At 38.3% G+C, this 25024-nt stretch carries 22 protein-coding genes and 1 pseudogene; 15 read left to right on the forward strand and 8 right to left on the reverse strand.

The features are described 5' to 3' along the window. The first annotated feature begins 357 nt into the window (after positions 1-357). On the forward strand, positions 358-1245 hold the full coding sequence (speE, locus tag AC2YJL_RS19180; RefSeq protein WP_050689324.1) for a polyamine aminopropyltransferase: 888 nt from the start codon (positions 358-360) through the stop codon (positions 1243-1245). A 3-nt stretch (positions 1246-1248) separates the two neighbouring features. On the opposite strand, the gene AC2YJL_RS19185 is transcribed toward speE, so the two are convergent. After that, positions 1249-1923 carry a hypothetical protein gene (locus tag AC2YJL_RS19185; protein WP_050689323.1) on the reverse strand — a complete coding sequence of 225 codons (675 nt, stop codon included), beginning with the start codon at positions 1921-1923 and terminating at the stop codon, positions 1249-1251. Positions 1924-2168: 245 nt separating this feature from the next. Between AC2YJL_RS19185 and AC2YJL_RS19190 the strand changes: the two genes are divergently transcribed. Genes AC2YJL_RS19190 through AC2YJL_RS19215 form a run of 6 tightly spaced genes read left to right on the forward strand, consistent with a single transcriptional unit; the run spans position 2169 to position 11114 of the window. After that, the gene (locus AC2YJL_RS19190; protein ID WP_487374897.1) at positions 2169-4790 is read left to right on the forward strand and encodes a putative amidoligase domain-containing protein; all 2622 of its coding nucleotides are present in this window, start codon (positions 2169-2171) and stop codon (positions 4788-4790) included. Next, positions 4787-6196 carry a Mur ligase family protein gene (locus AC2YJL_RS19195; protein ID WP_487374898.1) on the forward strand — a complete coding sequence of 470 codons (1410 nt, stop codon included), beginning with the start codon at positions 4787-4789 and terminating at the stop codon, positions 6194-6196. Before AC2YJL_RS19190 ends, AC2YJL_RS19195 begins: the two co-directional genes overlap by 4 nt. Before the next feature lie 13 nt (positions 6197-6209). After that, positions 6210-7727, forward strand: coding sequence for a phosphoenolpyruvate mutase (aepX, locus tag AC2YJL_RS19200; RefSeq protein ID WP_195695311.1), 1518 nt, complete (start codon positions 6210-6212; stop codon positions 7725-7727). Next, positions 7720-8850, forward strand: a complete 1131-nt coding sequence (gene aepY / locus AC2YJL_RS19205; protein ID WP_369361561.1) for a phosphonopyruvate decarboxylase — start codon at positions 7720-7722, stop codon at positions 8848-8850. Before aepX ends, aepY begins: the two co-directional genes overlap by 8 nt. Beyond that, positions 8843-10684: a 2-aminoethylphosphonate aminotransferase gene (locus AC2YJL_RS19210; RefSeq protein ID WP_369361559.1), complete on the forward strand. Its 1842-nt coding sequence runs from the start codon at positions 8843-8845 to the stop codon at positions 10682-10684. Before aepY ends, AC2YJL_RS19210 begins: the two co-directional genes overlap by 8 nt. Before the next feature lie 7 nt (positions 10685-10691). Beyond that, positions 10692-11114, forward strand: a complete 423-nt coding sequence (locus tag AC2YJL_RS19215; protein WP_195695308.1) for an NUDIX hydrolase — start codon at positions 10692-10694, stop codon at positions 11112-11114. Positions 11115-11224: 110 nt separating this feature from the next. On the opposite strand, the gene budA is transcribed toward AC2YJL_RS19215, so the two are convergent. The 6 genes from budA to AC2YJL_RS19245 all read right to left on the reverse strand — a co-directional run bounded on the left by budA (position 11225) and on the right by AC2YJL_RS19245 (position 15722). Continuing rightward, a complete protein-coding gene (gene budA / locus AC2YJL_RS19220; RefSeq protein WP_251567165.1) occupies positions 11225-11938 on the reverse strand; it encodes an acetolactate decarboxylase in 714 nt (237 codons plus the stop codon). Between the two features lie 16 nt (positions 11939-11954). Next, complete coding sequence (gene alsS, locus AC2YJL_RS19225) at positions 11955-13634, reverse strand: acetolactate synthase AlsS (protein ID WP_407819203.1); 1680 nt, start codon at positions 13632-13634, stop codon at positions 11955-11957. A 226-nt stretch (positions 13635-13860) separates the two neighbouring features. Further along, positions 13861-14025, reverse strand: coding sequence for an aspartyl-phosphate phosphatase Spo0E family protein (locus AC2YJL_RS19230; protein WP_081731992.1), 165 nt, complete (start codon positions 14023-14025; stop codon positions 13861-13863). An 869-nt stretch (positions 14026-14894) separates the two neighbouring features. Beyond that, the gene (locus AC2YJL_RS19235; RefSeq protein WP_028407531.1) at positions 14895-15092 is read right to left on the reverse strand and encodes a YwbE family protein; all 198 of its coding nucleotides are present in this window, start codon (positions 15090-15092) and stop codon (positions 14895-14897) included. Then, positions 15092-15271, reverse strand: a complete 180-nt coding sequence (locus tag AC2YJL_RS19240) for a hypothetical protein (RefSeq protein ID WP_060744848.1) — start codon at positions 15269-15271, stop codon at positions 15092-15094. The genes AC2YJL_RS19235 and AC2YJL_RS19240 overlap by 1 nt, the downstream gene beginning before the upstream one ends. An 82-nt stretch (positions 15272-15353) precedes the next feature. Continuing rightward, positions 15354-15722 (reverse strand): winged helix-turn-helix transcriptional regulator, encoded by a 369-nt coding sequence (locus AC2YJL_RS19245; protein WP_013055500.1) that lies wholly within the window; start codon positions 15720-15722, stop codon positions 15354-15356. Between the two features lie 329 nt (positions 15723-16051). Between AC2YJL_RS19245 and AC2YJL_RS19250 the strand changes: the two genes are divergently transcribed. The 8 genes and pseudogenes from AC2YJL_RS19250 (at position 16052) to AC2YJL_RS19285 (ending at position 24044) form a co-directional block, all read left to right on the forward strand. Further along, the gene (locus AC2YJL_RS19250; protein WP_074679136.1) at positions 16052-17251 is read left to right on the forward strand and encodes an MFS transporter; all 1200 of its coding nucleotides are present in this window, start codon (positions 16052-16054) and stop codon (positions 17249-17251) included. Between the two features lie 90 nt (positions 17252-17341). Continuing rightward, positions 17342-17491, forward strand: a pseudogene (locus tag AC2YJL_RS19255) (LLM class flavin-dependent oxidoreductase); the annotation flags it as partial. A gap of 455 nt (positions 17492-17946) precedes the next feature. Next, positions 17947-18873 (forward strand): malonate decarboxylase subunit epsilon, encoded by a 927-nt coding sequence (mdcH, locus tag AC2YJL_RS19260; protein WP_230931811.1) that lies wholly within the window; start codon positions 17947-17949, stop codon positions 18871-18873. A gap of 37 nt (positions 18874-18910) precedes the next feature. Beyond that, entirely contained in the window at positions 18911-20563 is a 1653-nt protein-coding gene (gene mdcA / locus AC2YJL_RS19265; protein WP_230931812.1) for a malonate decarboxylase subunit alpha, read from the forward strand. Positions 20564-20568: 5 nt separating this feature from the next. Next, positions 20569-21435 carry a triphosphoribosyl-dephospho-CoA synthase gene (locus tag AC2YJL_RS19270; RefSeq protein WP_230931813.1) on the forward strand — a complete coding sequence of 289 codons (867 nt, stop codon included), beginning with the start codon at positions 20569-20571 and terminating at the stop codon, positions 21433-21435. A 23-nt stretch (positions 21436-21458) separates the two neighbouring features. Next, positions 21459-21761 (forward strand): malonate decarboxylase subunit delta, encoded by a 303-nt coding sequence (locus tag AC2YJL_RS19275; RefSeq protein WP_028407538.1) that lies wholly within the window; start codon positions 21459-21461, stop codon positions 21759-21761. Then, the gene (gene mdcD / locus AC2YJL_RS19280; protein ID WP_230931814.1) at positions 21748-23448 is read left to right on the forward strand and encodes a biotin-independent malonate decarboxylase subunit beta; all 1701 of its coding nucleotides are present in this window, start codon (positions 21748-21750) and stop codon (positions 23446-23448) included. Before AC2YJL_RS19275 ends, mdcD begins: the two co-directional genes overlap by 14 nt. Next, positions 23436-24044 carry a malonate decarboxylase holo-ACP synthase gene (locus tag AC2YJL_RS19285; protein WP_230931815.1) on the forward strand — a complete coding sequence of 203 codons (609 nt, stop codon included), beginning with the start codon at positions 23436-23438 and terminating at the stop codon, positions 24042-24044. Before mdcD ends, AC2YJL_RS19285 begins: the two co-directional genes overlap by 13 nt. Positions 24045-24083: 39 nt before the next feature. On the opposite strand, the gene AC2YJL_RS19290 is transcribed toward AC2YJL_RS19285, so the two are convergent. Then, on the reverse strand, positions 24084-25022 hold the full coding sequence (locus tag AC2YJL_RS19290; protein WP_050689308.1) for a response regulator: 939 nt from the start codon (positions 25020-25022) through the stop codon (positions 24084-24086). Positions 25023-25024: the final 2 nt, after the last annotated feature.

Here is a 25024-nt window from a genome sequence, read left to right on the forward strand (position 1 = left end):
AAAACCTCCTTTTTTATATGCAGCGTAAAGCTGTTGCAATATGGTAATTATGATACTACGCTTTCTTTCTTATGTATCATTCTGTGTTAGGTTTTCTTCCGTATTTTTGCTGAAGAACGGATGCAGATAAAAGTGGAGAGATAACTTACACTCTATCTAAGTGCTGATGAAGAAACGGTTAAAAAGCTTTAAAAGAACAGTAAGTAGAAATATCGTCGAAAGAATGGAAGAAAAATTGAAATTAGAAGAGATTAATAGAGTCAGCACCTATAAATTTGTGCTATCGAATTATAGCCAAATCAAAAAAAATTCATATTTTATATAGAACACAAATTTTTGAAATAGAAGGTGGAAAAAGTGACAGAAAAGCATCCTCTTTCAGGTTATAAAAAGGATGATTATGGAGTTCTCTGGATATGGAGTTATGTTGGACAGGCTAGAGTAAAAATGGGGTATAAAGTAAAAAGTCTGCTTCACTATGAGCAATCTTCTTATCAACAAATCAGTATTGTGGATACAAAATGGTATGGGAAAATGTTGGTGCTAGATGGTACTCCACAAATTTCAACAGGAGAAGGATTTATTTATAATGAAATGATTAGCCATGTGCCGATTATAACGCATTCAAATCCTAAAAAAGTTGCGATGATTGGCGGAGGGGACTGTGGTCCTGCACGAGAGGCAATGAAGTATGACGGAATTCAACAAATCGATGTAGTCGAAATTGATCCAAAAGTTACAGAAATCTGCCGCACATGGCTAACTCCGGCTTCTTGTTATGATGGTGAAACGAGGCTCAATATGATACATCGAGATGGAATAGAGTGGATTCAAGAACAAAAGGGAGTTTATGATGTTCTTATCATTGACCGACCTGACCCTGTTGGACCAGGAAAAAAATTATTTCAACCTGATTTTTATCAATATGTCTACAATAGCCTTAAAGATGATGGCGTAGTTGTTTTTCAATCGGGATCTCCTTATTACAATACTTCCACGCTACAAGGCACAGTTAAAAATTTAAAGGAACTGTTTCCAATTGTCCGCACATATTTGGTGACGATACCTCTTTTCCCATGCGGCATTTGGAGTTTTACGATTGCTTCTAAAAAAATGGATCCTCTTCAGGCCGATTTGACGAAGCTGCAGCATACACATACTCAATATGTTGATCCTGAAATTTTCCGCGCATCATTTGTTTTACCTAAATATATAAAAGAAATAGTAGACGGAAAAGATTCCTAAAAACTAAGTAGTGACGAATGTTTGTTGAAAGTCATGAATAATCTCGGAAAATATATTTGTTATAGCAGATCTATGTTTGCTGCGCAGAGTTCGGGATAATTCAATTTGAAACGTATTAAAATTATGGCTGTAGCCTGTATAGTTCCTATTGTCACCTTGTCTGTGAAAAGCAATTGATTCGTTTCCAATAAATTTATTATCAAATATTACATGGATTTTTGGAAACGAATTTTCGGATTTTTTACTCAGGGCTTGTTGAAACCAGTCCTTAACTTCCTTTGAGCAAGATTGTCCATATAAGGTTCCTACTTCAATTGCATGGGGCCCGTAATGTGTGTCCTTCATTCCATGGAAAGACAAATGCAAATAGGGTGTTAGAAGGCAATTATTGCTATCTATTATCTTCAAAGATTTGATAATTTCTTGGATTGTGCTTCTATATTCTTGGATCCCCTCATAGTTCGTTTTATTTAGATTTCTATTTAAATCTGCTACGGTTCGGGAAACCGTACTAATAATTCCAGCACATCCTGTTTTCTTTACTACATTCTCTACGATTTTATCCGTAAATAAATCAGCCGCGGGTGGTTCTGCATGAAGTGCGTCTACGTGACAGCTTATAAAACCAGTTCCTTTGTTATATTTTAAGTAGTTTCCATGAATGAATTTTAATGCCATTGACTATTTCTCCTTTTATATCGTTTGAAATCTATCCTTTCTATAATAAATGCAGTAAAAATAAAATCGGTGAATTATTACACGGGTTAAGTAAATACATAAAAAGTTTTTAGAGATGGTGGAAATAAATAGATAAATGTACAGGAGTATTTTGTATAGTTACATACTATGTGAGTAGCTGATTATTGTTATAGGGCATTAAAGTAGCAAAATAAGATAGAAAGTTCTAATTAGGAGGCTTTAAAATGGATCCAATGAAAGAAGAGTTAGGGATATTATCTGATAAAGAAATGACGTTGCAAACTCTTAATCTGAATAATGTACCATCTGTTGAATTAGTTGACCCCAAAACCTGTTCATATCCAGTGATAGGGAGGAAGTATGGTCATCACAGCGGAAGAGATGTTGTTATCGTAAATACAAAGGATCAAGCAATATATGAAGGATATGATTATTTTACGAAAATGTATGCAATAGACAAAGAATATTGCCTAGAAGTGGAAGGGCTGAGTGTAAAATCAGTACAAGTAGTTACTAGTGAACACGTTGTATTTAATGAAATACCCATTCGAACAAAAGCCTTCGGCTGGAAATTAGAACAGATAAACGGTATGGATGTACCGGAAATGTTGGTAAGCATAGCCATTCGAGCGCTTTATGTAACAGGAGCTAAAAGCGGCTTTGTCAAAATGGGGATATTAGAAAGTGGAGAGTGTATTGTCACAGATATTAACTCATCAGAAAGTGAGTGGATAGAAAATCCACTAAAGCCTACTATCCCTTTTAGCATGGGTGCTGATGTTGAGTTTATGTTAAGCTGTGACGGGGAACTTCTACCAGCTTCTACTTTTTTTTCTCTTGAAGGTGCGGTAGGCTGTGATGAAAGGCAAATAGAACAAGATAGCGGTGAGTATCCATTAGTAGAAGTTAGGCCTGAAAAAGCGAATTCATCAACAGAACTATTCCAGAATATCCAAAAATTAATAGAAAAAGCATCTGCACAGGTACCTTATGAAAATGTTCATTTTCGGGCAGGCAGCATGCCTTTTTCTGGATACCAATGTGGAGGACACATTCATTTTGGCATCCCGCTTTCTTTATCCTTATTAAGAGCTCTTGATCACTATCTGGCTATTCCCGTAGCGCTGATAGAAGAATCTAAGACTGCTAAACTCAGACGGAAAACGAACCATGGAGGTCTTGGACGCTATCGTGAGAAACCGTATGGATTTGAGTATTTAACTTTAAGCTCTTGGATTATCGACCCTAGAATTACTCTCTCCACTTTAGCTCTTGCTCAGCTAGTTGCTACCCATCATCATGAATTAAAAAGCGAATTTTTATTTCATCCACTTACGCAGCGTGCCTACTATCAAGGAAATAAAATCTTTCTTAAACGAATGTGGAAACATATCAAGGGCAATCTTATGAAAACATCCAGCTATCCACACTATCAAAATGAACTATCTTTTCTATTTGAAATGATAGAAAAAGAAATTCCTTGTGATGAATCAAATGATATTCGCAGAAATTGGAATGCAAAGATTTCTAAAGAAATCTATGACCGCGGACATATTATCCAAATCCCCAAAAAGCTCCGTTTAAAATACGGCCTTAAAGAGGGGCAGTCTACGATTGTTAGTGCAGGAAAGGCAATATCAACTGCAACTGTGCATTCTTATCCTTTTTCATTTCGCCATCCAAATATGGTTCAACTCTCTAAATCTCTCCGTGATAAACTATCTCTCCCAAAAGATTGGTGCCCCAAGCTATCAGCTTCAGAAGGCATCATAACTTTAGGTCCTATCATTGGCATTCTTGCTAACCGTCCTTTTGAAAGACAAACAACTTATTTCCATCATCTATGTCGCTTAGCAAATGAAAAGCGAATGCTTGTATATGTGTTTGAACCCGAAGATATTGATTGGGAGAAAAAATTGGTTAAAGGAACAACCATTAACGGTGAAGGGCTCTTTCCTTTTCCTGCTGTTATTTATGACCGTTATTTCATAGATGGTAGAAAAAATATTTTAATAGATGAAGTAAGAGCAAAACTTCAGGCGATTTATAAAATTCCTTTTGTTAATTCTTCAAACTTGTTTCAGCTTACGGGAGATAAGTGGGCAACGTATGAACTTCTTATGAAAGAATATGAAGAATTTCTTCCAGAGTCACGTCTCGTACAAAACTCTGCTGACATTGCAGAAATGCTTGATAGCTACGGAGAAGTTTATTTAAAACCGCTTGGGGGGGCCTTAAGTAAAGGAGTCATGCGCATCGTTCGCCGACCAACAGGCATCTTTTGGTTTGATCTTAATAAAAAAGAGCTGCATCAATTCAGTAATATGGAAGAATTATTTACTTTGCTCACTCCCTTGATGAAAAACAATCCTTATCTTGTTCAAGAAGGAATTCGCAGAAAACAGCATAAAGATAAAAATTTAGAAATACGGGTTTATATGCAAAAAAATGAAAAGCAAATTTGGCTTCGAACGGGTATGGTTGCGCGTCTCACCGGTGAAGATGTGCTAACGGAAGATTCTGAAACGAATATGCGCCTCAGTAAAATATTAAACAGTTTATATCCTGATCCAACAGACAGAAGGCTCATTATAAACCAATTAGCTAAAATATCTAAAAATATTGTTGCAACAGTAGAGGAGAAAGTAGGTCCTTTTGGGGAGCTGGCGGTAGATTTATGTATAGATCAGTACGGTTCCATAAAGTTACTTGAAATAAATGCAAAACCAGATAGTCTATTCTCACAAATTAGAGCCTACAAGCTGCGTACTTTGGCGGGAATTCGTTTGCTCAATTATGCGTCTTCACTGGCTGGTTACGAAGAAGAAAAGGAGGATTTAACATGAAGCACTTCACATTAAATGAAATTCTTAAACAAACGGGGGGAGACCTTTGTTATGGATCAGGAAATCCTGTTATTAAACATGCTATAAACTACGCTAAAAAGGATATAGAGGATCATACACTCATCTTTCATTTAGATAGAGAACCGATTAGAGGGAAGTATTGGAAAGGAAATCATTCAATTGTCGTTATAACAGATCACCCTGAGCTGTGCACGAACTTAGAGGGAAATATTATTCTTGTTAAAACAGATCAATTAGAAGAGGCTTATTGGAAATTTATCGAATACTACCGAGGGCTTTTTGATCTTCCTGTTATTGGTGTTACAGGAACTTGTGGAAAAACGACCACGAAAGAGATGATCCGGCAAATATTAATTGAAGATTATAAAGTGAAAGCTACGTGGATGAGTATGAATTCTATGTCTGTAAATCTACGTTATTTAACAGGTATTGATGATACGACAGAAGTAGCTGTTTTTGAAATGCCGGTCGCTTATCCGGGCTATTTAAAAGTTGCGTGTCGCTACTTTCAGCCGCAAATACGAATTCTATTAAATATAGGCGTGCACCATCTCGCTGATTGTGAAACACCTGAAGAATATATGAAAGCAAAAGCCGAAATTGTAGAAGGCTTAGATCCAAATAGCGGCATTTTGATTTTAAACGCAGATGACCAAAATATTAAGAAAGTGCTTGATGTTAGTCATCTTCAAAATGTTGTATATATAGGTAAAGGTGAGGATTCCCAATTTCAAGCAAAAGATATTAAATATGCTAATGGAGGAATGGCTTTTACTTTAAAGCACCAAAACAAAGAATACGATGCTTTTATCCCTGGATATGGTGAACATAATGTGTATAATGCACTGGCTGCCATTGCTGCTGTATTTTATGTGGGCGTTGATATTTCCGTTGCCACACAAAGACTTAGCTTATTTGAACAAGTAGAAGAACATTTGGAATTTAAAAGAGGAATGAATGAATGTACGGTAATTAATGATACATGGAACTCTTCACCTTTATCGATGGCTACAGCTCTTAAAGTTCTTGGTGATATGTCAAAAGAGAAAAAGTCTATCGCTTTATTAGGTTACATGCCTCAGCTAGGAGAAGGATCTTATGCAATTAAACAATATGAAGATATGGGAAAAAAAGCAGCGGAATCAAAGATTGATATTTTAGTGGTAGTAGGAGAAGAAGCGAAAGCTATTGGGACAGGAGCTTTAAAATGTGGAATGGATCCTAACAAAGTCTATTTTTGTAACACTGGTGATGAAGTATACAATGTGCTAGCTCCATATTTAAATGGAAATACAATAATTTTATTAAAAGTAACGCATCGCGTTATGAAAAAACCTACTTTTAAAGAATTAAGAAATAAACTTATTCCAGACAATGAAGAGTAAAAGGAGGATAGACATGAAGAAGACTAAACAGCTAAGAGAGTTGATAGAAAGTAAACAGCTAGAGTTTATTATGGAGGCTCACAGTGCGCTATCTGCAAAGATTGTGGAAGAAGCAGGGTTCAAAGGAATATGGGCCAGCGGCCTGTCATTATCTGCAGCACTGGGTGTAAGAGATAATAACGAGGCTTCATGGACACAGGTATTAGACATCTTAGAGTTTATGAGTGACGCAACGTCCGTTCCAATTCTTCTTGATGGTGATACAGGCTATGGAAATTTTAATAATGCACGAAGATTAGTTAAGAAATTGGAGCAGCGAGACATTCCAGGCGTATGTATTGAAGATAAATTGTTTCCAAAAACAAACTCATTTATTAAAGGTGAAGCACAGCCGCTTGCAGATATTAACGAATTTTGCGGCAAAATTAAAGCAATGAAAGATAGCCAAAATGACGAAGATTTTGTAGTGGTATCGCGTGTAGAAGCTTTTATTGCAGGGTGGGGGCTGAAGGAAGCTTTAAAACGTGCAGAAGCTTATCGTCAAGCGGGAACCGACGCCGTTTTGATTCATAGTAAAAGGTCAGATATGACAGAGATTGAAGCTTTTATGAAAGAGTGGGGAAACAGGCTCCCGGTTATTATTGTTCCAACCAAATATTATTCAGTTCCAACTGATAAATTTAGTGATTTAGGAATTAGCTTGAGCATTTGGGCCAACCATAACTTAAGATCTTCCATTACAGCTATGCAAAAAACGTCCGCTCAGATTTATTACGATAAAAGTTTGATTAACGTAGAAAAAAATGTCTCTCCGCTTGAGGAAGTTTTCCGTCTTCAAAAAGCTGAGGAGCTCGATATGGCAGAGAAACTTTATTTAAGCTCTGCCAATCATAGCACGAACGCTATGATTCTGGTAAAAGAATCAGCAAATGAAGCTTTAATAACTGAGCAGATAAATCAGTTAAAAAAAGTCGGCGTGACAAATAGTATAAAAGTAGATTCCAACAAAGCTATGGAAGATAAGGCATTTCCTAATAAAGGAGAATTATATCATCTCTATGCTGCAAGAGATAAGCTAGGAACGGCTACTTTAATCAGCGATAGTAACATCGTATATAAAACACATGTTTTTGAGGAGTTAATTCATGAAAGTGGCGATATCACGATCGTAGCAGGAGCTGATTATGAGTTAAAAGGGAATCAAACATCTTATGTAACGTCTAAACTTCCCTATTCCAAGCAGCTGTATTCCAAAACAGTAGACTTGATTCAAATGTCGTGCAATCCAAACTCTAACAACATTCACGGTGAATTCATTGGTCTTTGGAAAGTTTCCGGAAAAGGCACTGAGGTTGTAAAAAAAGCTTTGGAAGAACTGGCACAAAGAAAAGATTTTGCTCAGCTCACGTTTTCTGATTTCTTTAATTATATTAATCTAATTCACCCGGTTGCTGTTAAATATACGGTGGGGTCATGGATAGATATCGAAACGTATACAAAGATTCAAAAAGATGGTGGGAAAAATGATTAGTACATCCGTATTTGGAACTCAATTAAAAAAACTAGGTTTTCAATTTTATAGCGGGGTTCCTTGTTCCTATCTTAAACATCTTATTAACTACGCTATCAACGAATGTGAATATGTTGCAGCAGCAAACGAAGGAGAAGCGGTAGCGATTGCTGCTGGGGCATCAATTGCTGGCAACAAAGCGGTTGTTTTAATGCAGAACTCCGGATTAGCAAATGCTGTTTCCCCTTTAACCTCTCTTATTCATCCGTTTAAAATTCCTGTCCTTGGATTTGTCAGTTTTCGCGGAGAACCTGGATGTCCAGATGAACCGCAGCATGAATTAATGGGAGAAATTACTCCTGCCCTGCTAAATACGATGAAAATAAAATGGGAATATTTATCTTTTGATTTTGCCGAAGTTAAAAAACAGTTACAGCGGGCTAATCAAGCGGTTGAAAATAATGAAAGCTACTTCTTTATTGTAAAAAAAGGAACGTTTGAGCCAGTTAAGCTTTTAGAAAAATCAATAAAAAACGTTACTCCTAAAATGAAAAGTGAAAAGATAACAACCGACGAGTTACCTTTAAGGTATGAGGCGTTACAAGTAGTTAATTCATTAAAAGAAAACGATACTATTCAATTGGCCGCTACAGGAAAAACAGGAAGAGAGCTTTACGAAATAGAAGACGCAAGAAATAATTTTTATATGGTTGGATCTATGGGGTGCGTTAGTTCCATTGGTTTAGGCTTAGCTTTGAGCAGGAATGAAAAGAACATCATTACGATTGATGGAGACGGAGCTTTGCTTATGCGCATGGGAAATCTAGCAACCAACGGGTACTATTGTCCGGAAAATTTATTACACATTCTTTTAGACAATCAAACTCATGATTCTACAGGGGGACAACATACGGTCTCTCATAACATTAATTTTGTAGATATTGCTTCTTCCTGTGGGTATCAAAATTCCATTCATGTTCATAACTTAAACGAGTTAGAGACGTATATAAAACAGTGGAAAAATGATAAAAAATTAACGTTTTTATATCTTAAAATAGCGAAAGGATCTAAAAAGAACCTGGGGCGTCCTGAAATGAAGCCTTATGAAGTCAGAGAAAGACTGCAGGTGTTTTTAGATGATTAAAACAGCTGTTATTCTAGCTGCAGGGATGGGGAGCAGGATTCGTAAAAGAGCTGGAAACCGTCCTAAAGGTTTTTTGATGATTGATGAAAAATCGATTATTGAACATTCCATTTCGAAGTTAATAGAAGCAGGAGTCAAGACGATTTTTATTGGAACAGGATATATGAAAGAAGAATATGAAAAGCTAATGGTTAGATATCCTCAAATAAAATGTGTTTATAATTCTAGATACGAAACAACAGGAAGTCTGTTTACGCTGTATCAATTTAAAAATTATATTAAAGAAGATTTTTTACTATTGGAATCAGATGTAATTTATGAAAAGAATGCGTTGGAAACATTAGTAAACCATTCGAGATCAGATGTCATACTAGCGAGTAAATTGAACGGTGCTGGCGATGAAGTTTATATTGAAGCTGATGAAAATAATAACCTTAAGAATATGTCAAAACAAAAAGAAGAGTTGAATAGTATCTATGCAGAACTAGTTGGTTTAACCAAACTCTCTTATGCTACATTTCAGAGACTTTGTGATGAAGCAAATACGCTGTTTCAGTTTAATCAAACGATCGATTATGAATATGGCCTCGTTAAAATTTCCGAAAAAGCAAATCTGTATGTTCATAAACTGGATAATTTGGCATGGTGTGAAGTGGATGATGAAGATCACTGGGCAAGAGCAACTACTATTGTTTATCCGATTATTAAAGCTCGAGAAGATATTACGCATACAGTTAAGAGAAATATACTCTTAAACCCCGGGCCGGCAACTACAACAGATACCGTCAAATATGCTCAAATAGTGGAAGACATTTGCCCGAGAGAAAAAGAATTTGGAGAGACGATGGAATTTATCTCTGCTGAACTAACAAAATTTGTGGGGAATCCAGAGAAGTATACTACGGTATTATTCGGCGGATCTGGAACGGCGGCACTGGAATCGATTTTAAGTTCAGTAATTGATAACGGTATGGTTGTTATTATCAATAATGGTCCATACGGTGAAAGAATGTGTAAAATCGCTGAAATTTATGGGCTGAATTATTTAGAATATAAAAGCTCCGCCGAGCAGGCTATTGATATGAACGACTTAGAAATTTTTATAAAAAAGATTTCAACGAACGTTTCTTATCTGGCGCTTGTTCACTGTGAAACTTCCACAGGGCTTCTTAATGATATTGAACAAATTGGGAAATTTTGTGCAGTGAAAAATATCGAAATGATTGTGGATGCAATGAGTTCGTATGCAGCTGTTCCAATTGACATGCAAAAAATGAATATAAGCTATCTGGCTGCAAGTGCAAATAAGAACCTTCAAGGAATGGCAGGCGTGTCGTTTGTTATAGCAAATAAAGCCCGGTTAGAAAAAACGGAGCAAATAAAGCCTCGTAACCTTTATCTTCATTTATATGATCAGTATCGATATTTCCAAATGAACAAACAAATGCGTTTTACTCCTCCTGTTCAGACTATGTACGCTTTAAAGCAGGCAATTATAGAAACTCAGTGGGAAGGAATTGAGAAACGATATGAACGCTACTCAAAATCATGGACTACTTTAACGGATGGAATTACTCGGCTTGGGTTAACCTATTTGGTTCCTGAAACACATCATTCTAAAATTATTACCTCTATCATCGAGCCTTCCCATAAAAAGTATAATTTTGATATTATGCATGATTTTTTTTATAAACAAGGATTCACCATTTATCCTGGTAAAATTGATAAATTAGAAACGTTTCGAATAGCAAATATTGGTGATATCACATATAGAGAGATAGAAAGATTTCTTCACCTTCTTGAACAATATCTTAAAGGTCTAAAAGGAGAGTGAGAAAAAGTTGAATCAAAAATTAGCTGTAGCAGTTATGGTAATAAATCAAGATCACCACGTGCTTCTAGTCAAGAACCATAGACGGGGATGGGAATTTCCCGGTGGTTTTGTCGAAGCAGGTGAATCGATAAAAGATGCGGGTATACGAGAAGTTAAAGAAGAATCTGGAATTGTTATTGAAGTGACCAACTTTCTAGGAGTAGAACAAGATGTTAAACGATCTACTACTGTTATTTTATTAAAGGGAAAAGCGATTAGCGGGGAAATTTCTGTCTCCAGTGAAACGCAAGATGTGGGATATTTTACGTTAGAAGAAGCAAAAAATATAATTAAATTAGATAACTTTAAGGATCGAATGGCTAGATGTCTAAAAGAGGCTGAAATACCATTTTTCTATGTTTTAAAAGATACGGGCTCTTTTTACGTATAGGCGGAAGGTTTCTGTGTTGTGCTAGAAATGAAGCCTGAACTCGATTAAATAAAAAACGCTCATCGTCATGCATGACGATGAGCGTTTTTTATCAGTAAAAGTATCGTTGTTTATTCAGCAGTCGCAATTTCTTCTTCTACATCATGGTCTTCTAAGTTAGCATTTAAAAATTCACTTGTTTCCGATAAATTGAGATTTAATTTCGTTTTTTTGCAGATTTGAATTGTAACATCCTGAACGGAGACATCTAAAACATGTCCCCCTTCTTTTTTATATTCATCAATAAAGTGCAGGTGGTAGCCGGGAACACCGATGCCTGAAGAATATTCTGGCGTGTAAAAACCTGCTAGTGTTCCATTTACATCTGAAGATGTAAATGTAGGCTGATCAGCAGCCGCATCTACCATAGAAGGATAGGGCTTCTCTTGCTTTGCAACCGTGCGCGTTTTTACTTCTTTAAACTTCCCGTCAATGCGAACTGCATAGAATAAATTCGGGCTAGGAATAAGCTCGTTCATTAAGATTTCTAGTTGTTCACGATTCATTTCCTTTTCTACACGATAAGAGATATCTTCATAAAAGGTTGTCATAATGGCAAAAGGTGTTTTTGCATCTTTACTAATAGGTGCCGCTTTTCCATCAGCAATATGATAAAATTCTCCGTCAAAGGCAATCATTTCACCATCCAATTGATTAAATGTACCGATGCCGAAATCACCTTTCTTAGCTAAATCATTGTATGTGACAACACCGTCAAATACTCCGTCTAATAAAGCGATCATAGTGGAAGTTTGGTGAATCGTTAATTTTTCTTTATTGCTCATTCTTTACTCAGTCCTTTCAGTTAATTTGATCTGGCAGTAGCTGTGTATTTAATTTTTCATTATCTTTATAATCTACAGGAACATCAATGATAACGGGGCCTCGTTCACGAAAAGCGCTTGCTAGAGTGTCCGGGAATTCTTCGGGTGAGTTAACTCTAAATCCTTTGGCACCAAAACTTTCAGCAAGCGTAACAAAGTCTACACTGCCAAACTCTACTGCAGATTTTCGGCCATATTTAATCTGCTGTTGAAAGCCAACCATATCGTAGGTTTGATCGTTCCAGATAATGTGAACAATTGGTAAGTTTAACCGAACGGCTGTCTCGAGCTCCATAGCTGAAAATAAAAACCCGCCGTCTCCAGACATGGACAGAACTTTTTTATGGGGGCGAACGAGTGCAGCTGAAATGGCCCAAGGCAAAGCAACGCCTAGTGTCTGCATACCGTTGCTGAATAGTAAATGCTGAGGTTCGTAGGAACGAAAATAACGAGCCATCCATATGTAATGCGAACCAACGTCACATGTGATGGTAGTATCATCTTCAACAAAGTTCTGCAGAGCTTCAATTAATTGTAGGGGATGAAGGTGAGTGTCACTAGAAAACTCGTACTGATCGTCAGGTTGTTCAAGTTTGCTTTTTAGTGTTTTTAAAAAAGAAGCACTTTCTTTTGAACGTATTAAATGTGGGAGTTTATCCGCTAAAAGGTCAATTGTGCTTGGAATATCCCCTACTAACTCCATTTCCGGCTGATAATGGTGGTCAGCTTGTGCTTGTAAATCATCTAAATGAATAATGCTTCTTTGACTTTCTGAGTTCCAAAGAGAAGGAGGGTATTCAACTGGGTCATATCCGATTGTTAAGACGACGTCAGCATGCTTCAATAAGGCGTCTCCAGGCTGATTGCGAAAAAGACCTACTCGCCCAAAAAAGTGAGTTTCAAGCTCTCGTGAAACAGCTCCCGCACCTTGGAATGTTTCCACCACAGGAAGGTCATGTTCTGTTATAAGCTGACGGATTGATTCCACTGCTTTAGATTTACTTGCTCTCATACCTAAAAGCAAGACAGGTAGTTTTGCTGTGCGAATAGTGTGTATAGCTTGGGCAACAGCGTCTAAATTAGCAGTCCCAATCGTAGGAGCTTTTAAAACGGATAGAGTGGAAGCTGATGTTTTGCTATCCATTACATCCTGCGGCAAGCTGACAAAAGATGCTCCTGAAGGAGAAGAAACAGCTTCGCGAAAGGCGTCTGTTATCACTTCTGGAACGTTTGCAGCGTCTTCTACCTCAACGCTGAATTTGGCGATAGATTTAAATAATCCTTCATTATCCATTGATTGATGCGTCTTTTTTAATCGATCTGCTCTTGGAACGGCTCCTGCTAGGGCTACCACTGGATCACCTTCAGAAGTAGCAGTGACAAGGCCAGTGGCTAAGTTAGCGGCACCTGGACCTGATGTGACAAGGCAAACACCCGGCATACCTGTCAGCCTTCCCATAGCAGCTGCCATAAACGCAGCATTTTGTTCATGGCGGCAAACAATTACTTCCGGCCCTTTTTCTTTCAAAACATCAAATACGCCATCAATTTTGGCTCCTGGAATGCCAAAAATATAAGGCACATTCTGACTTGCCAAACTTTCTACTAGTAAGTCAGCTCCTTTTTTTGTTTCGGTAGTATCAGCATTACTCATCATGCATTCTCTCCTTTATGTTTCTTAGATAGGTTTCAAGGCCTACTGATTGAATACCCAATTTGTATGACAACTAATCAAAGGAAAGGAGAAGGTTTTAATTTTCTAAATAAAAAACTTCCCTATTAATTAGGGAAGCAGAGATGTACCTATTGCGAATAAAACATATCTGTTTTATTTGTAGGTTTATGGTACCTGAGGGATAGCATGTGAAAGTCCTACGCGGCTCTTATTTGGTATGGTTAAAAAGCTTTTGGTAACTAACAATTTTTTGATCTAGCTTTTGACTTAATTTTAAAATCTCACCCTGAGAATAGCTGCTTGTTTTCTTAGCTAATTGGTAAATATCTGATTGTAAGGCTCGAATTTCTTTTTCTAACTGAGGTTGCTTCATTGAAATCCTCTCCAAGTCAGAATACTTCTATCTTCTATGTTTTATCTTTTATCTAATAGTATGAAATTCCTTCATATTTGTAAAATGTTTTTTGTTTTGAAAAATATGACATAGGTGAAGAGCTGCTGACAAGCTTTGTCGAACACTTTTTTTACCTGTTTTCAACAAGTATGATATACTGAGGCTAGGAAAAATGACAATCTGGAGCGCACGTTCAGTTATTCTTAACAAGCGAATGAATTCTTAGCTTTGACAAGTTTAGCTTGTAAGGTGAAGAAATTCATCACATAATCTTATTAGATCTGAACCTTGTTAGCCCGGATGAGGATTTGTCGAAAACGATTCACTAGAAAAAACCTTCGAGACCGCCAACTCGGAGGTTTTTTTATTTTTGTGTATGGGAAGGGAAAAAAAGACATAGACTAATAAAGAAAAAGGTCCCGCACCCATAATCGGCCGTAGTTGATTACACCTTGTCCATTTCTGCAAGGAAGCTGTCTTTTTACTATAGGGAAGTGCCGCCAAACACCATTCCCTAAAGACAATCAGCACACGAGCCTTATGGATGAAGAACCTTTTAGACGATACTTATCGGTGATTACTTATTTTGCTACTGGAAAAATAGCAAAATAAGAGCGACTATGGCTCCTAAAAGCTCGACGTAAGCCGTTAGGAGCTGAACATTCTCAGCATCTAGGAAAAATGACTTGAGGATTTGTCTCAGACTATCCACCACCTTTTTTTCCTTGCGTGAATTCCCAAGGGAAAGAAAGGGGACGACAGTGCTTCTTTATTTTAACAAAAGTAGGAAATGATAAGTAGATTTATTTGAAGGATAAATTAAAAAAGCATGTAGAATACATGCTTTTTTAATTTGGGTAAATTTCTTTTATACGTCCGACTTGTCCATCTGTTAAACGAACTTTAATGCCGTGAGGGTGAAAGCTTGAATTGGTCAGAATGTCTTTGACCGTTCCATGTGTCAGTTTTCCAGAGCGCTGATCTGCTTTTAAAACAATGTCGACTTTAATTCCAGGAGCTACGTCTTTTCTATTTTGTCCGTTCATTATACACCTGTTCTCTTTCGCTGATTATTCGTTTTTTTCGTTTGTTGACTCGTCAGCTTTTTGGTTGCTTGATTAGTACTGCTGTTCTTAGCTTTATTTGAAGATTGGTTTTTCTTATTAGCAAGCTGCTGTTTAATAGCATCTTGAAGACTAATTTTCTTTTTTGATTGTTCTGTCATATGGGCTCCTCCTGAATACGTACATCGTCTAAAAAACAAAGAAAGTAAGGCAATGAAAAAGCTGACTATCTAGTCAGCTTTTTTAATTAGAAACAGTGACTTCTTCTACAGGCTGCATAAGTACAGCTTCTTTATCAGGATACGTTTTTTCAATATGATGTTCTCCCCAAGAGCACAATGAATCAAGAATGCTTTTTAAAGACCATCCGTAATCTGTTAAAGAATATTCTACTCGAGGGGGCATTTCATTGTACATTTTTCTAACAATGATGCCGTCTGCTTCAAGTTCACGAAGCTGCTGCGTTAATACTTTTTGTGTAACGCGCGGCATAATTCTTTTTAATTCTCCAGGGCGCTTTGTCCCTTTAATTAAGTGGCAAAGAATAACGACTTTCCACTTGCCTCCAATGACTTCTAGTGCCGCTTCCACTGGAATATTATATTTTTTCACGTTAACAACTCTCCTTGTTCTAGAGATAACGGTTAAATGCATGGTTTCGCATTTTTTCTGATGTTTATCATACCACTATAGAGCAGAATTTTCTAGGTGTAAGCATTTTTTTAGAATACCCAATAGTTCATGACTTTAGTATTTACGCTTATTGTAACCTCCAGGTACCTATATCACTTGAAAGTGCGTACTTTTTCTTTGGTTTTACATCGCTCATAATAACAATTGTTGATGGCGAGTTAGCGAATATATGAAAGGTACCTAAGCTAATCAGCCATAAAAGAAGCTATTATAAAGAAGTTATTATAACGAACAGGAGGCGTTAAGAAGTGAATACACTTTCACAAACACAACAAAGTAAAAAAAGCGGTGCTTTGCCGCTATTAGCGCTAGCTATTAGCGCCTTTGGGATCGGAACTACAGAGTTCGTTCCAGTAGGTTTATTATCATCGCTTGCAGATGATTTAAATATTTCCATTACACTAGCAGGGTTATTAATTTCAGGATACGCAATGGGAGTTGCATTTGGAGCTCCCGTATTAACAGCTTTAACAAGTAAAATGAGCAGAAAATCACTGTTGATGCTATTGATGGTTATTTTTATCGTAGGAAACTCAGTAGCAGCTTTATCAACAAGCTTTGGACTGCTGCTTATAGCACGAATTATTACTGCATTTTCACACGGGATTTTCTTTTCTATCGGTGCGACTATCGCTGCTGATTTGGTACCGGAAGATAAGCGGGCAAGTGCCATTGCTTTAATGTTTACAGGTTTAACAGTTGCAACGGTTACAGGTGTTCCGCTTGGTACATTTATTGGACAAGCTTTCGGCTGGAGAGCAACATTTTGGGGAGTAGCGTTACTTGGGGTTATTGCCATTATTGCAAGTGCTCTTTTAGTGCCTAAAAACTTAAAAGAAGCGCCCCCGGCAAAGTTTAGTGATCAATTGAAAATTTTGAAAAACGGGCCGCTTTTACTATCGTTTGCTATTACTGCCTTAGGATATGGCGGAACGTTTGTAGCCTATACGTATTTAGCACCTATTCTTGAAAAACTAACAGGATATGCACCAAGCGCGGTTAGTATCTTACTGCTGGTATACGGTGTAGCGGTAGCCATCGGAAATACAATCGGAGGAAAAGCTGCGAATAAAAACCCGTTAAAAGCATTATTTTGGATGTTTTTAATTCAAGCAGTTATCTTAGTTGTTTTATCGTTTACTGCATCATTTAAAGTAGCGGGAACGATTACGATTTTTGCCATGGGCTTATTGGCATTTATGAACGTACCTGGACTGCAAGTGCTGGTCGTGAACTTAGCTGAAAAGTATGTTCCTTCAGCAGTGAACGTAGCCTCTGCGCTTAATATTGCTGCATTTAACGTTGGAATTGCTATTGGTTCTTTTGTAGGCGGCCTGATTGTTGATTCAATTGGTCTTGTTCATACTCCTTGGATTGGAGGAGTTATGGTTTTAGGAGCGGTCTTATTAACAGCATGGAGCCGCTCAATAGAAGCAAAAGCAAAATAAAACAAGAGATCATCGCCTTTTGCGATGATCTCTTATCTATAAAAGGAGAGGAAGCAAATGACTACATTTCAACATCATAAGGCGTATCGTCGTAATACATTAATTGAGCTTCTTTCTATTTATAAAGAAATAGGAGTTAATCATCTCTTTTTTGCTCTTTTTGATAGTAAGCGTCCGGCTGAAGAAGTTATACATGAGCTTGGTGAAGAAGTGCTTCCGCATTTTCCGGCTCATCTGTAGCTAAAAGTACTTTAGTTGAAGATCCGAGCGAGTTAGATTCTTAATGGAGAATCTAACTCGCTCGGATTTTTTTATTGATAGGATGAACGTAGATTTTATGTATGTAGTTGCTTCCAGCGGTTGATTGGAGGACAAGATGAAGACTCCTGCGGGAAAAGCGGAATAGGTGAGACTCGCAGAAGTTTAGCGACGAGGAGGCTCACGGGACGCACGCGGAAAGCGAAGTCTTGCACGGAAATCAACCGTGATGGAACAAGCGAGCCATATGAGCTCATGTATCCCATTTTTTCGTCTTTAGATTGGATTCATTTAGTTATATCCCAACCTCTTTTTTATATAGATTTCAAGTTATAGGATATATAAGAAATATGTATTAGAGTTATTGATCCTATGTTCTTTATAATAAAATTATCCATTATCTCCTTGGATGATATAAAGTCGAAAGGAGAAACACGATGAGTGTTGCATTTCTATTTCCAGGACAAGGTGCACAATATGCTGGTATGCTTCATGATATAAAAAATAAATGGGGATTAGCGACTACGTTTGAAGAAGCAAGTGAGGCATTAAATCAAGACGTATTATCGTTAGATTCGTCAGAAAAATTGAAATATAATAAAAATGTTCAGATATGTCTTTTTATTGCAGGAGTAGCTGCGGCTAGGGCGTTTAAAAACAAAGGATACTCGCCAGACGTAGTAGGGGGGCATTCAGTAGGGGCGTTTGGAGCAGCAGTTGCATCTGAAGTGTTATCTTTTAAAGAAGCTCTTCTTCTTGTGAAAAAAAGAGGGGAACTGATGGAAAATGCTTATCCTTATGGTTATGGTATGGGGGTTGTAATGGGACTTCGCGAGCATCAGCTTCTCGCTATTGTACATGAACTATCAACTGATGCAGCTCCTGTGTACGTAGCGAATCTAAATGCTCCTGATCAAATAACGATTTCTGGCACCTTAAAAGCAATCGAGAAAGTTCTTGAAAAAGCATCTAAAAAAGGCGCTAGAAAAACTAAAATGCTTCATGTAACGGTGCCTTCTCACTGTCCTCTTATGGAAGGAGTTTCGAGTGAATTACGAAAAACAATAACTGAAGTGAAAGGAAAAGACCCGATCGTTCCTTTTATAGGTAATTGTAAAGCCCGGAAATTATGGAAAGCTGCTGATGTTAAGGAAGACTTGGCAGCGAGTGTTGCCCTGCCCGTTCGTTGGCATGATACGACGGAAGTTATGTATGAAATGGGCACAAGATTATATATTGAAATGGATCCAGGAAGAGTGCTAACAGATTTGGCTGCTAAGAGCTTCCCTGAAGCAAGGGCTATTTCGGCAGCCGAATCTACGATGAAAACTTTGCTGATTTTAATGGAAAAAGAAAAAATGTAAGCGTATTAATTTAGAAATGTCAGAAAGGAGCTAGAACATGAGTGGCATAAAAAAAACTTCAAAATCATGGACAACTCGCCGAGATCAAAAAGCAGCTCGCCTTGCACAAATAGACCATCTTCTTAAAGGAAAGTTATTGGGTAATGAACACATTATTGAAGCGTTAGAATTGCTTATATCACCCGGAGATAAAGTAGTGCTTGAAGGAGACAATCAAAAGCAAGCATCTTTTTTATCAAAGGCGCTGAATGAAGTAAGCGCTGATAAAGTAAACGGCCTTCATATGATTATGTCTAGTATTTCACGTCCCGAACATCTCGACATATTTGAAAAAGGAATTGCTGAAAAAATTGATTTTTCGTACGCCGGTGCTCAAAGCCTTCGCGTGTCTCAAATGATTGAAGATGAGACGTTGAAAATGGGAGAAATTCATACATATCTAGAGCTTTACGGACGCCTTTTCATTGATTTAATTCCGAACATTGCCTTAGTGGCTGCTGACAAAGCGGACGCACAAGGTAATTTATATACAGGAGCAAATACGGAAGAAACACCAACCATTATCGAAGCAACGGCGTTTAAGGATGGAATTGTTATTGTGCAGGTAAATGAACTTGTTGAAGAACTTCCGCGAGTTGATATTCCGGCTTCTTGGATTGATTGTATCGTCGTGGCGGATCAGCCTTATCAATTGGAAGCTTTATTTACGCGAGATCCTCGTCATATTACAGAACTCCAAATTTTAATGGGTATGATGACAATTAGGGGGATCTATGAACGCCACAGCGTACAATCATTAAATCATGGCATTGGCTTTAATACCGCTGCAATTGAGCTTTTGCTGCCTACTTATGGAGAAAAGCTAGGACTGAAAGGTAAAATATGCAAGCATTGGGCTCTGAATCCTCACCCTACGTTAATTCCAGCTATTGAAAGCGGATGGATCGAGAGCGTGCACTGCTTTGGCGGAGAAGTAGGAATGGAACAATACACAGCAGCGCGTCCAGATGTGTTTTTTACAGGACGCGACGGCAGCCTGCGCTCAAACCGTGCGATGTGTCAAGTGGCTGGTCAATATGCGGTAGATGCTTTTGTAGGATCAACTTTGCAAATAGATGGAGAAGGAAATTCTTCTACCGTCACATCTGGACGTTTGTCAGGGTTTGGCGGAGCACCTAATATGGGGCATGACCCTAGAGGACGCCGACATTCTACCCCTGCTTGGCTGGATATGATAAACGAGCAGCACGAACTAGCAAGAGGCAAAAAGCTAGTTGTTCAAATGGTTGAAACCTTTCAATCAGGAAATGAGCCTGTTTTTGTGGAGTCTTTGGATGCGATAAAGGTAGCGAAACAAGCAGGATTAGCTACTGCTCCTGTCATGATTTACGGGGATGATGTGACGCATGTTGTGACGGAAGAAGGAATTGCTTATTTATATAAAGCACAAAGCTTGGACGAAAGAAAAGCAGCGCTTGAAGCAGTAGCAGGGGTAACACCTATAGGCCTGCGACATAACCAAAATAAAGTGGAAGAGATGCGCAGAGATGGCCTAGTGGCTTTTCCCGAAGATTTACAGATTCGCCGTACAGAAGCAAAGCGTTCATTATTGGCAGCAAGAAGTGTCGAAGATTTAGTAGAATGGTCGGGTGGCTTGTATAATCCGCCTGCTAAATTTAGGAGCTGGTAAGGAATATGCGTATTCAAAGTATTCAAGAAGAGCCAAGACCAGCTGTGTTTTACTCATGTCTAATAGCTAAAATGGCAGTTACCGCTCTGGTTGATGAAGCGGTGCTTACACCTAAGCCTGGGCTTGTAGATGCAGCAACAACTGGATCTCATCAAGATATGAATATTGAGACGCTGTTAACTTCTGCTTATGCTTTACAACCGACCTTTTTACAGATTGCATTATACAGTCAAGGAAAGCAGCCAAGTCAGATGCTAAGGGAAGAAATTGCTCGAATCGGACGCGAGGGCGAACAAATTATGTACGCGGCTACGAATGGTGTTAATACACACAAAGGAGCCATTTGGGCATTAGGTCTACTTGCTTCTGCAACAGCAGTCTGCGGTATTCAAGCATCACCTGCATCCATCACAGAAGCTGCAGGACAAATTGCTCGTTATGAAGATCGTTTTTGTCCTTTGCATTCATCTAATGGACTTCGTGTGAAAAAACAGTATGGCGTAAAAGGAGCGGCTGGAGAGGCAAAGCAAGGGTTTCCCCACGTGATTCATATAGGCTTGCCTGCTTTACATAAAGCTCGCAAGCTAGGCATACATGAAACATCAGCAAGGATTGATACTTTAGTAACATTAATTGCCAACCTTGATGATACGTGTATTTTGCATCGTGCTGGTCCGGTTGTGTTAGAGGAGGTTAAAATGGCGGCATCCAATGTGTTACAAGCTGGAGGGGTATCTACATCAATGGGAAAACAGCGGCTAGAAGCGTTAGATCATATGCTTCTATCATCTAACGCTTCTCCAGGCGGAAGTGCAGATTTGCTGGCTGCTGTATTATTTTTAGATCGAATATCTCTTTTTAAAGAATCGTAAACGTCTGCAGGGAGGAGTGGCTAATGGAAACGTTAGTGTTTAAATACAAAGCCGATCGAAAGTTAACTCAGCGCGCACATGTAGGCGTTGTTGGTTCAGGGGATTTAGAAATTTTATTGGTTCCTTCGGATGAAGAACATGCTCATGTATCAGTACGAACAGGAAGTGAAGGGTTTAGTGAAACCTGGAAAGCCGTATTAGACCGGTTCTTTAGCGTTCATACCATTCAAGCGAAAATTGTAATTAATGATTTCGGTGCTACGCCTGGTGTAGTCGCCTTGCGTCTTGCACAAGCTTTGGAGGTGAGTGAAAATGGGAGTGAATAATCAAAGCTTTATTGAGTTAAATGGAAGAGAACGAGCGGAGGCAATCTTAGATCAAGGAACATTCTATGAGCTGCTTGGCCCTTTTGACGGAATCGAATCGCCTCATTTACCTAAGCAAAATATTGTTCCTCAAAGCGATGATGGCGTCATTATAGCAGGTGGGCTGATAGCAGGAGAGCCAGCCGTTGTCATTTCAATAGAAGGGGGGTTTCAAGGGGGAGGCATTGGTGAAGTATCGGGAGCTAAAATTGCAGGAGCTTTAGAACTAGCCCTTAATAATCACAAAAAAGGTGTTCCTGTCAGACCTGTTTTTCTATTCGATACAGGAGGGGTAAGGCTCCAAGAAGCGAATTATGGACTTTTGTCGATATCTGAAATTGGCTCAGCTGTGGTTGCTTTGCGTGAGCATACACCTGTTGTTGGAGTTATCTCAGGAAATGTAGGCTGCTTTGGAGGAATGTCCATAACTGCTTCACTCTTTAGTTATCTCATTATGACAAAAGAAGCAAGGTTTGGCCTTAACGGCCCTGAAGTGATCGAACAAGAAGCAGGGGTTGAAGAGTTTGATGCAAGAGACCGAAGCTTAATCTGGAAAACGATTGGCGGTATTCAACGCTATGAAACCGGGTTTGCAGATGCCTTAGCACAGGATGATGTCACTGCTATTCAACGAGCGGTTCAAGAGACGTTTCAGAAGAAAGAAAAAGTAACTAGTAAAACAGAACAAGTAGATTTTTACAGACATTTGCTTAGTAAGGTTGATCCTTCAGAAAAAATGGCTCCTGATCAGTTTCAAGAATTGTATAAAGCAACAAAAAATGAATATATCCCTTCAACAGTCTCTTACTCGCTGAATGAAGTTCCAGGTAATATGCCCAACAGCCGCGGTCGCGTGTGGATCAACGCCTTAATAAATGATGAAGAAGCAGATTTTGAAATTCCTTCCGTTCTTTATAAAGACGCATTGCTAGGAAGAGAAAAGGTCCGATATATATCGGTTGTACCTAATCCTTATAATCGTTTCGTACGTGCACGAAAAGGGGAAGTAGGACTAGATGAAGGATGGGCAATTGCCAAGCACGTTCGTGAAGTAATAAACGAAGATCGAAATCAATCTCCGCGCCCTATAATTGCCATTGTAGACGTACCGAGTCAAGCGTATGGCTATCATGAAGAACTTCTAGGTATTCACTATGCGTGCGGTGCTGCGGCTGATGCTTATGCAGCAGCGCGCTTAGCAGGTCATCCGGTTATTACGCTAATTGTTGGAAAAGCAATTTCAGGAGCATTTTTGGCTCATGGATACCAATCAAATCGAATTGTGGCTTTAAAAGACGAAGGAGTGAATGTTCACGCCATGTCCAAACAGTCGGCAGCGCGCATTACTAAAAGAAGTATAAAAGAACTTGAAGAAGCTTCAAAGAAAGTCCCGTCCATGGCTTATGATATTGAATCATTTGCCTCACTTGGCGCTTTATATGAGCTGGTTAGCGGTATTCAAGCAGAGCAGCCCACAGAGCGCGACATTCAAACGATTCAAGATATTTTGACTGGAGCAGTAGAAGATGTACGCCGTGAAGGTCTGTACGATTTAAGCACCCGGCTATACAGTGAGCAAGCAAGGAAGGAAGGGCGAAAAGCTTCTTTATTAGTAAGAGATGAGTTGGAAAAACAATGGAATATATAGCTCATGATTTGCTTCAGTTAAAAGAGGAAGCAAAGCTTATCAGTTATACACCCATCCCCGATTGGGCGGCGCATTCTTTAGCGAAGGCTCCGCTTGTCGTTGTAAGGCGGGCTGTTCATCGAGATAGCCTGATACCTGTTGGAGTAAGAGGAGAAAGAAGAAATCAGCGTTTTGGAGCATTTGTATCTGAGCAGGCCATTAAACAAAGAATTAAGCCGGAAGATCTCGTTACTATTTTTCAAAACGGCCACTTTAGAAACATGCCAGCCATAGGTGCTTTAAAAGAAGTTGCTATTATTTTAAAAGATTTTGCGTGGGGACCAACCGGCAGTGTGGGATTCGAATTTGCAAGTGGTGCCGAAGTTGTTACAACAACTAGTGATTTGGATATACTTATTCGACTTTCTTCTTATTTGTCGGTGGAACAAGCGCAACTGATAGTTAATCAGTTAAAAGAGTGTCCAGTTTCTGTAGATGTACAGGTAGAAACAGAAAAAGGAGCATTTTCTCTGGTGGAATATGCAAGAGGAGAAAAGATGCTGCTTCTGCGTACTGTATATGGACCTTTCTTAGTAAAACTGAATCAATTAGTATGAAAGACGGAAGAGGTATTTGCACCTTCTCCGTCTTTTCTATCAATACCAGCTTTTTTCCTTGCTTAACAAGCGCTTTGCTTCAAAAAAGAATATTTGAATGAACTTTTTAGTGTTAATGCGAATCGGCAAAATTTTAGAATCTCCCTGCAATTCTTTCATTTTTTTACGAACGGCTGTAAAGTCAAAAAACTTAGAAGCATAATTTTCAAACTTTGGATTTGAAAAATCTGTTAATCCAATAGAAGCAAAGTGATTTAGTGAGTGAGTAACTGCTCGTCTTATACGCTGTTCACAAGCTTTGGTTTCACGGTTAATTTCAATAGAAGACGCGTGAGCTCCTAATTTTTTCTCTGCAACATTTACAAAAATATTTTTTAGAGAAGGAAAATGTTTTTCCACACTTTCTCTTTGGTCATAAGTGTACAGAAACTGTAAAATATCCAGTAAATCTTTTGCACCATTTTCTCCTACAATACCTAACTCGGCTAATAAGAATTTTCCTACATCGTATAGATGGGCTTGTTTCGTTATCGGCTGGCTTGAAGGGGGAGCGTGATGAGCTGTCGCTAAACTATTCAATGAGTTCTTAATATCGTCGATTGATTTCTCAAGGGAGATTCGTTCCATTACTTTTCGAATAACCGTTAAAATTTCAATTCGATTAATTGGTTTTGTAATATAGTATTCAATTCCTAATGAGTAAGCCTCTCCTATCAATTCTTTGGACTCTACCTGTGAAATCATAATCATTTTTCCGTTAAATGAATCTTTTAAATGACGGATTGTTTCGATTCCGTCCCGTCCTGGCATAAGTAAATCGATAAATAAAATATCAATTTGTTTTAAATTTAACGTAGAGGCATCTAAAAAGCTTCCGTCGACGACTTCTTCTACAACTTCTCCTAAATCCTCATCTTCAATCAGCTGACTGAGCGTTGAACGAATAGCTGAATCGTCATCTGTAATACAAAATCGCATAA

Source organism: Priestia sp. SRI_019, assembly GCF_057586255.1.

What these genes read in the sequence shown, in the direction of transcription:
- AC2YJL_RS19185 (WP_050689323.1), bottom strand. Translation starts at nt 1,923, where the DNA reads ATGGCATTAAAATTCATTCATGGAAACTACTTAAAATATAACAAAGGA.
- AC2YJL_RS19190 (WP_487374897.1), top strand. Translation starts at nt 2,169, where the DNA reads ATGGATCCAATGAAAGAAGAGTTAGGGATATTATCTGATAAAGAAATG.
- AC2YJL_RS19195 (WP_487374898.1), top strand. Translation starts at nt 4,787, where the DNA reads ATGAAGCACTTCACATTAAATGAAATTCTTAAACAAACGGGGGGAGAC.
- aepX (WP_195695311.1), top strand. Translation starts at nt 6,210, where the DNA reads ATGAAGAAGACTAAACAGCTAAGAGAGTTGATAGAAAGTAAACAGCTA.
- aepY (WP_369361561.1), top strand. Translation starts at nt 7,720, where the DNA reads ATGATTAGTACATCCGTATTTGGAACTCAATTAAAAAAACTAGGTTTT.
- AC2YJL_RS19210 (WP_369361559.1), top strand. Translation starts at nt 8,843, where the DNA reads ATGATTAAAACAGCTGTTATTCTAGCTGCAGGGATGGGGAGCAGGATT.
- budA (WP_251567165.1), bottom strand. Translation starts at nt 11,938, where the DNA reads ATGAGCAATAAAGAAAAATTAACGATTCACCAAACTTCCACTATGATC.
- alsS (WP_407819203.1), bottom strand. Translation starts at nt 13,634, where the DNA reads ATGATGAGTAATGCTGATACTACCGAAACAAAAAAAGGAGCTGACTTA.
- AC2YJL_RS19230 (WP_081731992.1), bottom strand. Translation starts at nt 14,025, where the DNA reads ATGAAGCAACCTCAGTTAGAAAAAGAAATTCGAGCCTTACAATCAGAT.
- AC2YJL_RS19235 (WP_028407531.1), bottom strand. Translation starts at nt 15,092, where the DNA reads ATGAACGGACAAAATAGAAAAGACGTAGCTCCTGGAATTAAAGTCGAC.
- AC2YJL_RS19240 (WP_060744848.1), bottom strand. Translation starts at nt 15,271, where the DNA reads ATGACAGAACAATCAAAAAAGAAAATTAGTCTTCAAGATGCTATTAAA.
- mdcH (WP_230931811.1), top strand. Translation starts at nt 17,947, where the DNA reads ATGAGTGTTGCATTTCTATTTCCAGGACAAGGTGCACAATATGCTGGT.
- mdcA (WP_230931812.1), top strand. Translation starts at nt 18,911, where the DNA reads ATGAGTGGCATAAAAAAAACTTCAAAATCATGGACAACTCGCCGAGAT.
- AC2YJL_RS19270 (WP_230931813.1), top strand. Translation starts at nt 20,569, where the DNA reads ATGCGTATTCAAAGTATTCAAGAAGAGCCAAGACCAGCTGTGTTTTAC.
- AC2YJL_RS19275 (WP_028407538.1), top strand. Translation starts at nt 21,459, where the DNA reads ATGGAAACGTTAGTGTTTAAATACAAAGCCGATCGAAAGTTAACTCAG.
- mdcD (WP_230931814.1), top strand. Translation starts at nt 21,748, where the DNA reads ATGGGAGTGAATAATCAAAGCTTTATTGAGTTAAATGGAAGAGAACGA.
- AC2YJL_RS19285 (WP_230931815.1), top strand. Translation starts at nt 23,436, where the DNA reads ATGGAATATATAGCTCATGATTTGCTTCAGTTAAAAGAGGAAGCAAAG.
- AC2YJL_RS19290 (WP_050689308.1), bottom strand. Translation starts at nt 25,022, where the DNA reads ATGCGATTTTGTATTACAGATGACGATTCAGCTATTCGTTCAACGCTC.